Raw genomic sequence first — 14,301 nt, 5'->3', positions numbered from 1 at the left:
GGATGGACCTCGCGATCGTCATCGCGGTAGTCGTCGTCGCACTCGTCTTCGACTACACCAACGGCTTCCACGACGCGGCCAACGCCATCGCCACCTCGGTGTCGACCCGGGCCCTGACCCCGCGGGTCGCGCTCGGCATGGCCGCGATCATGAACTTCGTCGGCGCCTTCCTCGGCCAGGAGGTCGCCAAGACCGTCAGCAGCGTGATCACGATCCCCGACGACACCCATGGCCTGGTGATCGTCATGGGGGGCCTGCTGGGTGCGATCGCCTGGAACATGATCACCTGGTACTTCGGCCTGCCCTCGTCGTCCTCCCACGCCCTCATCGGCGGCCTCGTCGGCGCCGCCCTCGCCTCCGGCTCCCGGGTCGAGTGGACCGTCATCCTCGACAAGGTGGTGATCCCGATGATCGGGTCGCCGCTGTTCGGCTTCGGTGCGGCCTTCGTCGTGATGGTCGCGATCATGTGGATCTTCCGGAAGCGCAACCCGCACAAGGTCTACCGCGGGTTCCGGCTCGCCCAGACCGTGTCCGCGGCCGCCATGGCGCTGGGCCACGGTCTCCAGGACGCCCAGAAGACGATGGGCGTGATCTTCCTGGCCCTGCTCACCGGGGGCTACGTCTCCGCCGGCGACGACCTGCCGCTGTGGGTGATCTTCGCGGCCGCCGGTGCGATCTCGCTGGGCACCTGGTCCGGCGGCTGGCGGATCATGCGCACCCTCGGCCGGCGGATCATCCACCTCGACCCGGCGCGCGGGTTCGCCGCCGAGACGGTCGCCGCGGGTGTCCTCTACACGACGGCGTTCGCCTTCGAGGCCCCGATCTCGACCACCCACACCATCACCTCGGCGATCATGGGCGCGGGCGCCACCAAGCGCTTCTCGGCCGTCCGCTGGGGGGTCGCCCGCTCGATCATCGCCGCCTGGGTCCTCACCTTCCCCATGGCCGGCCTGGTCGCCGCCGGGTGCTACGCGGTGCTGCACGCGCTGGTCGGCAAGTAGGCCCTCCCTCGCCGTCCGGGGCGTGCCTTGGGCTGGTGGTCGTCGGCTGGGCGTGGTCGGCTGGGCGTGGTCGGCTGGTGGTCGGTCGGGCGCATAGCCACGGACGTTGCTGTCGCCCGGAGCGGCCGGCGACAGCAGGATCGTCCGTGGGTACGCCGACGGGCCGGGCGCATAGCCACGGACGTTCCTGTCGCCCGGAGCGGCCGGCGACAGCAGGATCGTCCGTGGGTACGCCGACGGGCCGGGCGCATAGCCACGGACGTTCCTGTCGCCCGGAGCCGGCGACAGCAGGATCGTCCGTGGGTACGCCGACGGGCCGGGCGCATAGCCGACGGCCGGGCCGATCCCCCTCACCCCGTCCGCCGGTATCCGAGATAGCGCTCCCGCTGAGCGGGGGTGAGCGCGCGGCGCAGCTCGACGGTGTGGGTAGGGACCCACCACCGGGGCGGAGTGATCGTCCAACGCCGGCGGTCGGCCGGGAAGCCGAGCGCGCGTTGGCGGACCTCGTGCATCCGGGTGACGGTCCGCGCCGTATGGGCGAGGTCCTCGGCCACGACCGTGAAGTACTCGAGGCCGACACGTCGGTAGTCGTCCTCGCGGCCGAGGTCGCGGGCCCGACGGTGCCCGGCCAGATGGAGCCGGCCGTCGTACTGACCCGCAACCCCCGCCACGGGGTCCAGCAGGTCCGGGGTTCCCACGTGCCGACCGTCGAGGTCGAACACGGGACGGTTGAGCAACGGTCGGGGCAATCGGGCGTCGAGCTGCCACACCAGCGCCAGGTCCATCTCCCGCGGCGACCAGGCGTTCTCCTCGCCCAGGTCGAGCCCCTCACGCCCCTGCGGGATCCCGATGAAGTGGTAGAGCAGCTCGTGGTAGGCGCGCATCTCGGTCGTCGAGACCAGGTCGGCCGCGGCTGCCATCGCGAAGGCGCGGGCCGCGGCCCGGACGTCGGGCGCGTAGCGCATGACGAACGAGAGTGCGCAGACCGGCACCGTCACCTGGAGCCCGTCCACGACGGTCCGGTCCCGTGGCGGCATGAACTCCGAGGTGACGGCGATGCCCGGTTGACTGCGATGGGCGCCGTGGACGACGGCGAGATCCACCGGGCACGTGGCTCCCCCGGGCTCCCATCCGTCGAACCACTCGGCGCCCATCCACCGCAGGGCCGCCCACCCGGTCACGGATTCCACGCCGGACAGGAAGTGTCCGGCCTCGACGATCCGCTGCTCGACGGCGCTCCCGTCCACGGTCCTCGGGACGTAGAACCCGTGGCTGGTCCGCCGCCACGCGGGTCCGCGAGCCTGGCCGGTCGTGGGCCCCGTGCTCCCGGCCTCGTCGATGCGCACCGGTCGCACGAGCTCCGGACGCGCGGGATCGAACGGCGGCGGCACCATGTGCGGCTTGGGTGGCATGCACGGCAGGCTGCCCGGCCTGGCTCCGGCGCGCAGGCGTCATCCACAGGTCTGGCGTCCGGCCACGTCCGGGGACCGGCTGGAACGGGGACCGTCGATCTTCCGGGGCCGTCGCGGCGGCGTACCCACGGACGTTCCTGCGGTCCCCGGCCGGGGCCGAACGACAGGATCGTCCGTGGGTACGCCCACGCGGCCGACCAGCCCGAAGACGATCAGCCGAAGCGGCCCGAGATGTACGCCTCGGTGGACTCCTCGTCCGGGTTGGTGAACATCTTGTTGGTCGGGTTGAACTCGACCAGGTGGCCCGGCTGGCCGGCGGCCTTGAGGTTGAAGAAGCCGGTGTCGTCGGAGACGCGGGCGGCCTGCTGCATGTTGTGGGTGACGATCACGATCGTGTACTCGGACTTGAGCTCGTGGATCAGGTCCTCGATCGCGGAGGTCGAGATCGGGTCGAGGGCCGAGCACGGCTCGTCCATGAGCAGCACCTGCGGCTCGACCGCGATGGCCCGGGCGATGCACAGGCGCTGCTGCTGGCCGCCGGAGAGGCCCATGCCGGGCTTGTTGAGTCGGTCCTTGACCTCGTTCCAGAGGTTGGCGCCCCGCAGCGACTTCTCGACGATCGCGTCGGCCTCGGACTTCTTCATCCGCTTGGCGTTCAGCTTGTTGCCCGCGAGGACGTTGTCGTAGATCGACATCGTCGGGAACGGGTTGGGGCGCTGGAAGACCATGCCGATCTGGCGGCGTACGGCGACCGGGTCGACGCCCGGGTCGTAGAGCGACTGCCCGTCGACGACGACCTTGCCCTTGACGTAGGCGCCGGGGATCACCTCGTGCATCCGGTTCAGCGACCGCAGCACGGTGGACTTGCCGCAGCCCGACGGGCCGATGAACGCGGTGACCGCGCGGGCCCGGATGGTCAGGTTGACCCCCTGGACCGCCAGGAAGTCCCCGTAGTAGATGTCGAGGTCGGAGACGTCGATGCTCTTGGCCATGGTGCGTGTTCCTCTCAGCGCCTGTCAGCGGCCGGTCTTGGGGGCGAAGACGCGGCCCAGCAACCGCGCGATCAGGTTCAGGATCATGACGATGGTGACCAGCACGAGCGCGGCGCCCCAGGCTCGCGCCTCGTTCTCGACGGCGTACTTGCCGCCGGTCGTCACGGACGAGTAGATGAACACCGGCAGCGTCATCATCCGGCCGTCGAACGGGTTCATGTTCAGCGACGTCGTGGAGCCGGCGATGATCAGCAGCGGCGCGGTCTCACCGGCGACGCGGGCGATCGCGAGCGTGATGCCGGTGACGATGCCGGCGAGCGCGGTGGGCAGCACGACCCGGACGATCGTGCGCCACTTCGGCACGCCGAGGGCGTACGACGCCTCGCGCAGCTCGTCGGGGACCAGCTTGAGCATCTCCTCGGTGGCGCGCACGACGATCGGGATCATCAGCACCGACAGGGCCACCGAGCCGCCGATGCCGAAGCGGATCGCCGGGCCGAAGAGCAGCGTGAACAGCGCGAACGCGAAGAGGCCGGCCACGATGGACGGGATGCCCGTCATCACGTCCACGAGGAAGGTGATGGCCCGGGCCAGGCGGTTGCCCTTGCCGTACTCCACCAGGTAGATCGCGGCCATCACGCCGATCGGGACCGAGATGAGCGTCGCGCAGCCGGTGATGATCAGCGTGCCCATGAGGGCGTGGTAGATGCCGCCGCCCTCGCCGAGGATGCCGCGCATCGAGGCGGTGAAGAACTCCGCCGACAGCGCCTGGGCGCCCTTGCTGACCACCTGCCACACCAGCGCGACCAGGGGGATCACCGCGAGCGTGAAGGTGCTCCACACCACGGTGGTGACCAGCCGGTCCTTGGCGCGGCGCCGGCCCTCGACGACGCCCGACCAGGTCGGGAGCAGGACGAAGAGCAGGGCCCAGCCGACGACCAGGCCGCCGACCCAGTGCCAGTCCAGGAGCAGGCCGGCCAGGGCGGCGAGGCCGAAGGAGATGACGGCCGCGAGGTACGGCGCGAACCCGGGCAGCTGCGGGTTCGTCAGCGGCATGCCGTCGCGGTCCCGCGAGGGGCGCGGCGTGGTGGCGAGGTCGGACATCGGGGTCACCCCTTGACCTGGCCGCGGGTGGCGATCCACCGGCCGAAGAAGTTGACGGCGAACGAGATCACGAACAGCACCAGGCCGCTGAAGATGAGGACGTTGATCTTCGTGCCGGAGGCGTTGCCGAAGTTCAGCGCGATGTTCGCGGCGATCGTCGACGGGTTCTCGGGCGAGACGAGGTTGAACGACACGACCCCGATGCCCACGGAGAGCACCATCGCGACCGCCATCGTCTCTCCGAGCGCGCGCCCGAGGCCCAGCATGACGGCCGAGATGACGCCCGAGCGGGAGTAGGGGAAGACCGTCATCCGGATCATCTCCCAGCGCGTGGCGCCCAGGGCGAGCGCGGCCTCCTCGTTCATCCGCGGCGTCTGCGCGAAGACCTCGCGGCAGATCGCGGTGACGATCGGGAGCACCATGATCGCGAGGACGATGGACGCGGTGAGGATGGTCCGGCCGGTCGTGGCGGGACCTTCGAAGAACGGGAGCCAGCCGAGGTGCTCGGCGAGCCACTGGTAGGCCGGCAGGATCGCCGGCGCGAGGACGAAGGCGCCCCAGAGGCCGTAGACGACGCTCGGGATCGCGGCCAGCAGGTCGATCACGTAGCCGATCGGCTTGGCGACCCGCCGCGGCGCGTAGTGCGAGATGACCAGGGCGACCCCGACGGCGAGCGGCACGGCGAGGACCAGCGCGATCACGGAGGCGAGCAGCGTGCCGAAGAGCAGCGGCCACACGAACAGGACGATGCTGTCGTTGCCGTACGCCGCCTCACCGGAGGCGGTGATCGCCGGCGCGCCCTCGACGAGGAGGAAGATGCCGACGCCCGCGAGCGCCACCATGATGAGGATGCCGGCGGACCTGGCCAGTCCCGCGAAGATGCTGTCGCCGAGCCGGCGGGGCGCCTCGGTGCCGACCGGAGCCGACGGCTCGGCGGTCGTGGTGCGTGTGCTCACTGTCTCCCTCTCGATGCTGCTGCCTGACACAGGCCGGTCCGGGTCCGACGACGTCGGACCCGGACCAGCCGTGATCAGGGTCGATCAGCCGGCTGAGATCTTGCCGACGATGTCCAGGGCCTCGGACTGGAGCGAGTCGGCCAGCGGCGCGACACCGGCCTCCTCCGCACCGAACTGCTGGCCCTCGTCACTGAGGATGTACTCCATGTAGCCCTTCACCAGGTCGGCCTGGGCCTGGTCCTCGTAGGCCTGGCAGGCGATGAGGTACGACGTCAGGACGATCGGGTAGACGCCCGACTCCGTGGTCTCGTGGTCGAGGTCGAAGACCAGTGCCGTGTCGGACGCCGTCTCGGCCTTGGGCGAGACCTCGAGCACCTTGGCGGCCGCCTCGGGCGACGGGGCGACGAACTCCTCGCCGACGCCGATGTCGGCCTTGCCCAGCTCGCCGGCCTGGCTCGCGTCGGCGTAGCCGATCGAGTTCGAGCCGCTGGTCACCGCGGCCACGACGCCCGAGGTGCCCTGGGCGCCCTCGCCGCCGAAGCCCTTCGGCCAGGTCTCGACGACGCCGCCACCCCAGGTGTCGGTCGCGACCGCGTCGAGGTAGTCGGTGAAGTTCTCGGTCGTGCCGGACTCGTCGGACCGGTGGACCGGGTTGATCGTCGCGGACGGGAGGTCGGCGTTCGGGTTGTCGTCGGTGATCGCCGGGTCGTCCCACTCGGTGATCTTGCCGGCGAAGATGCCCGCCAGGGTCCCGGGCGAGAGGTGGAGCTCGTCGACGCCCTCGACGTTGAAGATGATCGCGATCGGGCTGACGTAGTTCGGGACCTCGATCGGCTCGGTGTCCAGGCACCGCTCGGTGGCGGCCGTCAGCTCGCCCTCGTCGTCGGTCAGGTAGGCGTCGGAGCCGGCGAGCGGGTAGGCGCCTTCGATGAAGCTCTCGCGACCGCCACCGGAGCCGATGGGGTCGTAGGTGACCGTCACGTCCGGCGCGAGGTTCTGGAAGCCGACGATCCACGCGCCCTGGGCGGCCTCCTGGGAGGACGCGCCGCCGATGGCGAGCTCGCCGGACAGGCTCGAGACGTCCGAGCTGGTCGCGTCGCCCGAGCCGGTGCCGCCGTCGCCCTCGTTGCTGGCAGCGCACGAGCTGAGCGCCAGCGCCAGGGCGGCGATGCCGGGCACGAGCGCCCGGCGGAAGGAAGTGCGAATCACTTCTGACTCCTGAGTCTTCGTCGACTGTTCCGTCTGTCGTCAGCGACGGTAGGCAGCACAGGTGGACGGCTCCGGGGGCGACGGTGAACGAAGGGTGAACTCGAACCGCCCAGTCAGAAACTCGCAGCCGCTCTGGAGACGGACATCACGTGAACAAGCCCGGGGGGCCTTGACGCGCGGCCGAGAGGCGTCAAGGGACCCGGTGCTGCTCCGTGGCCACGAGCCGGCCCTTGCGCACGTGCGCCACGAGCAGTCCGCCGGGCTCGAGCCGGGGGTCCGGCAGGCCCAGCGCGTCGAAGACGGTCGGCAGCACCGGGCGGTGGCTGCACAGCACGACGCCCTCGTCGGCGTTCATCAGGTCGTCGACGACGCCGGTCACGGCCGGCGCGGTGGCGTCCTCCTCGCTCAGCTGGTCCTCGAGCTCGAGCTTCCACCCGGTGGTGTCCGCGTAGGGCGCGACGGTCTCCACGCAGCGGGTGCTGCTGGAGCTGACGACCCGGGTGACGTCGTACGCCGCGAGGACGGGGATCACCCGCTGCGCCTGCTGCCGGCCCGCCTGCAGGAGCGGGCGGAGGCGGTCGTCCTGCCGGCGCCACGCCTTGCGCGAGCGGGCCTCGCCGTGGCGCAGCACCACCACCGCGTGGGTACGTCGCCGGAGCGGGTGCGCCTCGCGCAGCGTGTCCCGGTCGTGGTCGTAGCTGAGCAGGTCCAGCGCCTCGTCGTACGGCACCCACCGGACCTCGTCGATCTCGGCGTTGGGCCGGTAGCCGCTGACGTCCTCGGAGCCGACCACGCGACCGGCCCAGTAGGCGACGGACTTCATCCGCCCGGCGCTGACCGGGTAGCGCTGTCCGGTCAGCGCCGGCCCGAGCCGCACCCGCAGGCCGGTCTCCTCGGCGACCTCGCGGACGGCTGCCGCGGTGACGTGCTCGCCGCGGTCGAGCTTGCCCTTGGGGAAGGACCAGTCGTCGTAGCGCGGGCGGTGCACGAGGAGCACCCGCTTGCCGGGGCCGAAGGCCACGACCCCGGCGGCGAGGACGTCCTTCCCGGGCATGCGGCTAGTCTCACACGGTGCGCAGACGCCTGACGACCGCGATCGCGGTCGCCCTCGTCGTCGCGCTGCTGGCCGCCGCGGCCCTCGTCGCCGTCCGCTGGTGGCGCGACCGCGACCGGACCGACCTCGAGCGCGCCACGGCCTTCGCGCCGTCCGAGGCCCAGCGGCTCTCCTGGACCGACTGGGCAGGTGTCCGCGACGAGCTGGGCAGCTCCGGGCTCGAGGAACTGCTCGACGAGGGGTACGACGCCGACCTCACCTCGACCTCCGCACTCGTGGGCTCCGGGCCCGAGCTCGCCGACCTGTTCGGCTTCTCCCCCGCGACCATCGAGTGGGAGCTGTTCTCGCAGTCCGAGGAGGGCGCGGTCGTGATCCTCCGGCTGCCCGAGGACACCGACTTCGCGGACGTCGCCGACCAGCTGGAGCGGATCGGCTACGACCGTCCCGGCCAGGACGCCACCGACGGCGAGGTCTGGGCGGGCGGCACCGAGCTGCTCGCCCAGATCGGCACGACGCTGACCCCCGAGCTCCAGCACGTCGCGCTCGACGCCGAGGACCACCTCGTCCTCACCAGCGACAACCAGGCCTACCTGGGGCATGCGGTCGCCGAGCTGTCCGACGGCGAGCTCTCCGACGGCATCCAGGACGCGGTGGCGGCCTCGGGCGACGCCCTCTCCGCCGCGGTGTACGACGGGCCGTACACCTGCTCCGCTCTGGCCATGAGCCACGCCGACCGGAGCGACGAGGCCGAGGGCGAGCGGCTCGTCGGCCAGGCCGGGGAGGTCAGCCCGGTGACCGGGTTCGCGATGTCCGCGCAGCCGGGCGGGCACGTCCGGGTGACGATGGCCTTCGAGGGCGAGGACCAGGCGCGGACGAACGCCGACACCCGCGCCGTTCTCGCCGCCGGCCCGGCCCCCGGCCAGGGCGGCGACTTCGCCGACCGGTTCTCGGTCGCCTCCACGACCGCCGACGGCCACGTCGTCACGCTCGACCTGGTGCCCACCGACGGCAGCTACGTGCTCTCGGACCTCTCGACCGGTCCGGTGCTGTTCGCGACCTGCTGAGCTGGGATAGTCCCGGACGGAATGGGGGTCGACACGCCGCGCTGACCCCCATTTGGTCAGGGACTACCCCACCCGATCAGGACTTCACGAGGCGGGAGATCGCCTCGACGACCTCGGCCACCTTGGCCCGGCCCTCGTCGTCGCCGGCCTTGGCGGCATCGACGACGCAGTGGTTCACGTGCTCCTCGAGCAGGCCGATGGAGACGGCCTGGAGGGCCTTGGTCATCGCGGAGACCTGGGTGAGGATGTCGATGCAGTACTTCTCGTCCTCGACCATCCGCTGGAGCCCGCGCGCCTGTCCCTCGATGCGCTTGAGGCGCTTGAGGTAGTCGTCCTTGCGGTGGATGTAGCCGTGCTGGTGCTCCGCCATGCCGCCAGCATACCCCGAGGGGGTATCAGATTCAGGCTTCCTGACGCGGCCCCGGAACCACACCGAGGATCTGGTCGATCTGCGCCTCGCTGAGGTGGTCGTCGGACTCGCTCGCGGCGATGATCAGGTTCGTGGTGAGCTCCACCTCGCCCAGGAGGTCGGAGTCCTCGAGGGTGACATCGAACTGGTCGTGCACCTCATCACTCCTCAATTGCATGACAGCTGACCTCCTCGCTAACGGAAACGGTGCCCGGGGGTCACGGGCACCAAACACGTACCGCTCGAAATTGACCCATCCGGACCATGCGGACCACCCACATGGAACTCGACCGGCCCGCGAGACGCACAGGAGGCCCCACCCGTACGGGTGGGGCCTCCTGTCGAAGTCTCAGGTCAGCAGGCCTGAGAATCCTTCGCGGTCAGACCGGGCGAACGTTCTCCGCCTGCGGGCCCTTCGGGCCCTGGGTGACGTCGAACTCGACCTTCTGGTTCTCGTCCAGGGACTTGTAGCCCTGGGTCTGGATCGCCGAGTAGTGAACGAAGACGTCGTCGCCGCCGTCCTCCTGTGCGATGAAGCCGAAGCCCTTCTCCGCGTTGAACCACTTCACAGTGCCCTGAGCCATGTGCTCGATACTCCTTAGTCGGGGCGAGGACCGTCCCTTCGACGGTCCGCATCAGATGCGGTGACACCGTCGCTCCGACTCACGTGAGTGGCAGGCCCACGAAAGAAGAAACGCCGTTGGATCACAAACTCCGCGGGCGTCAGACCTGCTGGAACTTGCACCTTCTGCGGGTCACACGTTACCAATCCCACGCCGGAGTAAAACGGTCTCGGCCCGGAAATCTCACCGGGCGGCGATGAAGGTTCCGCGACGGACTCGTGACAGGCGGGGAACGCGTACGGCCTCCCGACGCGGCCCTTCTCAGGCGCTGGCGGTGTCGGCCTGCCGCCTGGGACGCCGACCGGCGTTGGTCGCGAACTGGCGCAGGAGCTGGTCCTCGGCGCGGTCCAGGTAGTCCAGCAGCACGGCGACGGCCTCCTGGCTGCGCCCACCCTCCACCAGCGTGGCGATGCGCTCGTTGTCGCCCAGGTAAGGCTCGTAGAAGTCGCGGACCGTGGGCATCACGTGGAAGACCAGGCGGAGCTCAGCCAGCAACTGGCTCATGATCTCGTCGATCCGGGTGCTGTTGGCCAGCGCGGCGATCGAGCGGTGGAAGTGCATGTTGGCGGTGCCGACGCCGTCCCAGTCCCCCCGCTCGGCCGCGGCGATGCCCGTGGTCACGGCCGAGCGCACGTGCGAGACCCCCGGGCCCCGGCCGGAGTCGGCCGACTCGCCCCAGGACCGCAGGGCGGCTCCCTCGAGGATCCGGCGCATCCGGTAGATGTCGACGACGTCGGCCTCGGTCAGCTCGCGCACGAAGACGCCGCGATTGAGCTCGTGGACGACGAGTCGCTCGTGGTTGAGCAGGCGGAAGGCCTCGCGGAGGGTGTTGCGCGACACCTGGAGGGCATCGGCGATGGAGTCCTCGGCCAGCTTCGTGCCGGGCAGGACCCGGCCCTCCATCACCATGTCACGGAGGATGTCGGCGACCTTCTCGGCCGTCGAGGCGCGCGCCAGCGAGCGCCGCGCCGAGACCAGTTCCGCGGTCCACCCGGACGCGTCCGTCATGTCCTCCACCTCTCCGGGGTCGCCCCTGCGTGCCCGGGCCATCGTCGCAAAGACGCGGCCCCACCGCGGTCCGGGCGACCCGAGTTCACACAATTGTCACACAAGTGCATTGCCGGATCGTTCAACAAACCTTAGGCTCAGCCCGCCGCTGCGCCGAGGTAGCGCGCGAACGAGGAGGGCCCGTTGTCGGCTGCACAGCTTGAACTGAAGTCCGTCGAGAAGGTGTTCGGCGACGCCGTCGCCGTCCACCCGACGAACCTCGAGGTCCACGACGGGGAGTTCCTCTCGATCATCGGCCCCAGCGGCTGTGGCAAGACCACGACGCTGCGGATGATCGCCGGCCTGGAGTCGCCGAGCGCGGGCGGGATCATCTTCGACGGCAAGGACATCACCGCCGTACCGCCGCACCGCCGCGAGTTCGGGATGGTGTTCCAGAAGTTCGCGCTCTTCCCGCACATGGACGTCGCGGCGAACGTCGCCTACGGCCTCAAGCTCCGGAAGGTGCCCAAGCGGGAGATCGGCACGCGCGTCGACGAGATGCTCGAGCGCGTCGGACTCACCGCCTTCAAGCACCGCAACGTCACGACGCTGTCCGGCGGCCAGCAGCAGCGGGTGGGCATCGCGCGAGCGCTGATCACCAAGCCCCGCGTCGTCCTCCTCGACGAGCCGACCGGAGCACTGGACGCCAAGCTCCAGCTCGCGATGCAGTCGCAGCTCAAGCAGCTGCAGCGCGACCTCGGCCTGACGTTCATCCACGTCACCCACAACCAGAGCGAGGCGCTCGCCATCGCCGACCGCGTCGTGGTCATGAACGTCGGCTCCATCGAGCAGGTCGGACGGCCGCAGGAGGTCTTCGAGCGGCCCCAGACCCGGCACGTGGCGGAGTTCGTCGGTCGCAACAACATCCTCGACGGCACCGTCAGCGCCGACGGGAGCACCTTCTCCTGCGCCCTGGGCGAGCTGCCGCTGGCGACGCCCTGGCCGGCGGGACCGGCGACCGCCGTCCTGCGCGCGGACGCCATCTCGGTCCAGCCCGGTGAGGGCTACCCCCACCGCGCCGAGGTGGAGCTGAAGGCGCTCGAGTACACCGGCGCCCGCGTCTCGTGGTTCACCGGCGCCAACGGCGCCGACATCACGATCGACGTCTCCGCACACGCCACCCAGTCGGTGGCCCCTGAGCTCGGGAATCGCTATCCCATGTGGCTCCGCCCCGGCGAGCTGCACCTCATCGACGATCACCGGACGCGCTGACCCGCGCCACTGACAGGAGAAGAATTGCCATGGAAGCACAGCTCGGAAGGCGCTCGTTCCTCAAGGGGGGCGTCGGCGCCACGCTAGGAGCCGGTGTCCTGCTCGGAGGGGGAAGCGCCCTCCTCGCGGCCTGCGGGTCGGGCGGCTCGGGGTCGTCGTCGTCGGCCGCCGGCGCCGCGCGCAGCCTCGGCCTCAGCCTGACGACGGACCCGCGCATCCTCGCCGGCTTCAAGAAGAAGACCGGCAAGGTGATGCAGGGCCAGGCCGACACGGTCGGGAACATGCAGGTCCAGTGGGCTCAGGGCGCCTACCGTCAGCTGGACGTGCTCGAGCCCAACGCCCAGTGGGTCGGCCCGATCCAGGGCAACAAGCTCTTCAAGCCCGTCCCCGTGTCCGACGTCCCGCTGTGGACCGACGACGTCCTGCCGCTCTTCCGCGAGGCCGGTGCACCCGGGTACGTGAAGGAGTCGGGCTGGCCGCTCAAGACCATCTACACCGAGCAGGCCCTGGAGAGCAACGCGCTCGACGAGTTCACCATGGTGCCGACGTGGTTCGGCTTCGATGCCTTCGGCTACCTGGAGAACCGGGTCACCGAGGGCGAGGACATGGACTCCTACGGCCTGATCTTCGACAAGCGCTACGCCGGGAAGGCGGCGCTCTTCGACGACGCGATCCAGACGCCGCTGAAGGTGGCGACCTACCTGCAGGGTTCGGGCCAGTACTCCTTCGACGGCCCGCTGGGCAACCTCACCAAGGACGACCTCGCGATCGTCTTCGAGTTCCTCGACGAGATGAAGGCCCGCAAGCAGTTCCGCCTGCTGTGGAACGACTTCGGCCAGCTCGTGGACCTCCTGGTCTCGGAGGAGGTGTGGGTCTGCGACGCGTGGTCCAGCGCCGTGTACGCCGCCAACGCCGCCGGCGCCAAGGCCCGGTTCGTCGACAACCCGACCGAGGGCAACAACGCCTGGTGGTACGGCGTCCTCGTCTCCCCCGAGACGAAGAACTACGAGACGGTCGTCGAGTACATCGACTACTGGCTGGGTGGCGAGCCGCACAAGATCATGGCTCCGCAGGGCTACTACTCCCCGCGCCCGGACCTGGTGAAGCCGCTCATCGAGAACACCTTCACCACCGACCCCGACGTCTCCGACTGGGACTACTGGTACGCCGGCGCCACGGACAAGCGGCCCTCGCTGGAGTCCCGGATCCAGAACACCGCCGAGTGGCAGCAGTACCCGGACGAGTTCGCCGAGTACTCGCGCCTCTGGACCGAGTTCACCGCCAGCTGACCCGAGGGGCACTGAGAAGGACCACGATGACGACGACGACGACCGAGACCGGGACCAGGTCTCCCTCACTCCGCGGGCCCAGGGGACGCAAGGCTCTGCCCCCGCTCCTGGCATGGCCCGCGCTGATCTGGATCTCGGTCTCGGTCATCGTGCCCGTCGCCTTCGTGGTCACGGCCGGGTTCTGGCGCCTCGACGGCTTCGAGCTGGTTCACGACTGGGATCCCGCCACCTACTCCCAGCTCCTCACCGACTCCACCTTCTGGGGGATCGTCTGGTGGACGGTGCGCACCTGGCTGACGGTGCTCGCGCTGATCCTCGCCATCGGCGTCCCGGCGGCCTACTTCATCGCCCGGCACGTGCGCTCCCTGTCGATGCAGACCGCGATCCTGATGCTCACCGTGCTGCCCTTCTGGGTCAGCTACGTCATCCGGATCATCACGTGGATCCCGATGTTCGGCAACAAGGGCGTGTTGAACGGGGCGCTCGTCAAGGCGGGCATCCTGGACAGCCCGAGCTCGGCGTTCCTGTACAACTCGGTGGCGATGACCATCGCCCTGGTGTCGATGTACATCGTCTTCATCGTCGGCCCGGTCTACTTCGGGCTCTCCCGGATCGACGCCGACACCCTCGCGGCCTCGCGCATGTCCGGGGCCTCGCCGTGGGCGACGTTCTGGAAGGTCGAGCTCCCCCTCGCCAAGCCGGGCATCGTCGCCGGCTCGTTCTTCGCCACCGTGTTCCTGCTCGGCGACTTCGCGACCGAGCAGATCGTCGGCGGAGCCACCAACCCGATGCTGGCCGGGCTGTCCCTGCGGTACGCCGAGACCCTCCAGTGGCCCATGGCGGCAGCAGTCTCCGCCGCGCTGCTCGTCGTCGCCCTGGTGCTCATCTGGCTGCTCAGCCGGGTCCACGACCTGCGGAAGGAGGTCTGA

15 protein-coding genes are annotated in these 14,301 nt (G+C 70.0%); 5 read left to right on the top strand and 10 right to left on the bottom strand.

From position 1 onward, the window contains the following. The first annotated feature begins 2 nt into the window (after positions 1-2). The gene (locus tag ACYQ0U_RS09520; RefSeq protein WP_459972029.1) at positions 3-1,001 is read left to right on the top strand and encodes an inorganic phosphate transporter; all 999 of its coding nucleotides are present in this window, start codon (positions 3-5) and stop codon (positions 999-1,001) included. Positions 1,002-1,351: 350 nt separating this feature from the next. Here the strand turns inward: ACYQ0U_RS09520 and ACYQ0U_RS09515 are convergent, their stop codons facing one another. From ACYQ0U_RS09515 to ACYQ0U_RS09490, 6 genes are all read right to left on the bottom strand, one after another. Further along, positions 1,352-2,413 carry a hypothetical protein gene (locus ACYQ0U_RS09515; protein ID WP_459972027.1) on the bottom strand — a complete coding sequence of 354 codons (1,062 nt, stop codon included), beginning with the start codon at positions 2,411-2,413 and terminating at the stop codon, positions 1,352-1,354. A gap of 212 nt (positions 2,414-2,625) precedes the next feature. Continuing rightward, positions 2,626-3,405 carry a phosphate ABC transporter ATP-binding protein PstB gene (gene pstB / locus ACYQ0U_RS09510; protein WP_459972024.1) on the bottom strand — a complete coding sequence of 260 codons (780 nt, stop codon included), beginning with the start codon at positions 3,403-3,405 and terminating at the stop codon, positions 2,626-2,628. A gap of 24 nt (positions 3,406-3,429) precedes the next feature. Next, positions 3,430-4,509 carry a phosphate ABC transporter permease PstA gene (gene pstA / locus ACYQ0U_RS09505; protein WP_459972020.1) on the bottom strand — a complete coding sequence of 360 codons (1,080 nt, stop codon included), beginning with the start codon at positions 4,507-4,509 and terminating at the stop codon, positions 3,430-3,432. Positions 4,510-4,514: 5 nt separating this feature from the next. Continuing rightward, entirely contained in the window at positions 4,515-5,465 is a 951-nt protein-coding gene (gene pstC, locus ACYQ0U_RS09500) for a phosphate ABC transporter permease subunit PstC (protein WP_459972018.1), read from the bottom strand. Between the two features lie 84 nt (positions 5,466-5,549). Beyond that, entirely contained in the window at positions 5,550-6,674 is a 1,125-nt protein-coding gene (locus ACYQ0U_RS09495) for a phosphate ABC transporter substrate-binding protein PstS (RefSeq protein ID WP_459972016.1), read from the bottom strand. 190 nt (positions 6,675-6,864) lie between these two features. Next, positions 6,865-7,728, bottom strand: a complete 864-nt coding sequence (locus tag ACYQ0U_RS09490; protein ID WP_459972013.1) for an NUDIX hydrolase — start codon at positions 7,726-7,728, stop codon at positions 6,865-6,867. Between the two features lie 17 nt (positions 7,729-7,745). Between ACYQ0U_RS09490 and ACYQ0U_RS09485 the strand changes: the two genes are divergently transcribed. Then, the gene (locus ACYQ0U_RS09485; protein WP_459972011.1) at positions 7,746-8,792 is read left to right on the top strand and encodes a hypothetical protein; all 1,047 of its coding nucleotides are present in this window, start codon (positions 7,746-7,748) and stop codon (positions 8,790-8,792) included. A gap of 76 nt (positions 8,793-8,868) precedes the next feature. Here ACYQ0U_RS09485 and ACYQ0U_RS09480 read toward each other — a convergent pair whose 3' ends face one another. From ACYQ0U_RS09480 to ACYQ0U_RS09465, 4 genes are all read right to left on the bottom strand, one after another. Beyond that, positions 8,869-9,162 (bottom strand): metal-sensitive transcriptional regulator, encoded by a 294-nt coding sequence (locus ACYQ0U_RS09480; protein ID WP_459972009.1) that lies wholly within the window; start codon positions 9,160-9,162, stop codon positions 8,869-8,871. A 31-nt stretch (positions 9,163-9,193) separates the two neighbouring features. Beyond that, positions 9,194-9,358, bottom strand: coding sequence for a hypothetical protein (locus ACYQ0U_RS09475; RefSeq protein WP_459972007.1), 165 nt, complete (start codon positions 9,356-9,358; stop codon positions 9,194-9,196). Positions 9,359-9,581: 223 nt separating this feature from the next. Next, positions 9,582-9,785, bottom strand: coding sequence for a cold-shock protein (locus ACYQ0U_RS09470; protein WP_056863399.1), 204 nt, complete (start codon positions 9,783-9,785; stop codon positions 9,582-9,584). Between the two features lie 300 nt (positions 9,786-10,085). Next, positions 10,086-10,832, bottom strand: coding sequence for a GntR family transcriptional regulator (locus tag ACYQ0U_RS09465; RefSeq protein ID WP_459972004.1), 747 nt, complete (start codon positions 10,830-10,832; stop codon positions 10,086-10,088). 183 nt (positions 10,833-11,015) lie between these two features. On the opposite strand from ACYQ0U_RS09465, the gene ACYQ0U_RS09460 reads away from it, so the two are divergent. Genes ACYQ0U_RS09460 through ACYQ0U_RS09450 form a run of 3 tightly spaced genes read left to right on the top strand, consistent with a single transcriptional unit; the run spans position 11,016 to position 14,301 of the window. After that, on the top strand, positions 11,016-12,083 hold the full coding sequence (locus ACYQ0U_RS09460; protein ID WP_459972002.1) for an ABC transporter ATP-binding protein: 1,068 nt from the start codon (positions 11,016-11,018) through the stop codon (positions 12,081-12,083). 29 nt (positions 12,084-12,112) lie between these two features. After that, a complete protein-coding gene (locus ACYQ0U_RS09455) occupies positions 12,113-13,372 on the top strand; it encodes an ABC transporter substrate-binding protein (protein ID WP_459972000.1) in 1,260 nt (419 codons plus the stop codon). 26 nt (positions 13,373-13,398) lie between these two features. Beyond that, positions 13,399-14,301, top strand: a complete 903-nt coding sequence (locus ACYQ0U_RS09450) for an ABC transporter permease (RefSeq protein ID WP_459971998.1) — start codon at positions 13,399-13,401, stop codon at positions 14,299-14,301.

The organism is Nocardioides pyridinolyticus (assembly GCF_054653575.1).
The sequence above is the reverse complement of the archived record's forward strand: the minus strand, read 5'-3'. Positions and strand labels throughout refer to the sequence as shown.

Excerpts from the sequence above, each read along its gene's own strand:
- ACYQ0U_RS09450 (WP_459971998.1), top strand. The coding sequence starts at position 13,399 with ATGACGACGACGACGACCGAGACCGGGACCAGGTCTCCCTCACTCCGC.
- ACYQ0U_RS09465 (WP_459972004.1), bottom strand. The coding sequence starts at position 10,832 with ATGACGGACGCGTCCGGGTGGACCGCGGAACTGGTCTCGGCGCGGCGC.
- pstB (WP_459972024.1), bottom strand. The coding sequence starts at position 3,405 with ATGGCCAAGAGCATCGACGTCTCCGACCTCGACATCTACTACGGGGAC.
- ACYQ0U_RS09490 (WP_459972013.1), bottom strand. The coding sequence starts at position 7,728 with ATGCCCGGGAAGGACGTCCTCGCCGCCGGGGTCGTGGCCTTCGGCCCC.
- pstA (WP_459972020.1), bottom strand. The coding sequence starts at position 4,509 with ATGTCCGACCTCGCCACCACGCCGCGCCCCTCGCGGGACCGCGACGGC.
- ACYQ0U_RS09515 (WP_459972027.1), bottom strand. The coding sequence starts at position 2,413 with ATGCCACCCAAGCCGCACATGGTGCCGCCGCCGTTCGATCCCGCGCGT.
- ACYQ0U_RS09470 (WP_056863399.1), bottom strand. The coding sequence starts at position 9,785 with ATGGCTCAGGGCACTGTGAAGTGGTTCAACGCGGAGAAGGGCTTCGGC.
- ACYQ0U_RS09520 (WP_459972029.1), top strand. The coding sequence starts at position 3 with ATGGACCTCGCGATCGTCATCGCGGTAGTCGTCGTCGCACTCGTCTTC.
- ACYQ0U_RS09480 (WP_459972009.1), bottom strand. The coding sequence starts at position 9,162 with ATGGCGGAGCACCAGCACGGCTACATCCACCGCAAGGACGACTACCTC.
- ACYQ0U_RS09455 (WP_459972000.1), top strand. The coding sequence starts at position 12,113 with ATGGAAGCACAGCTCGGAAGGCGCTCGTTCCTCAAGGGGGGCGTCGGC.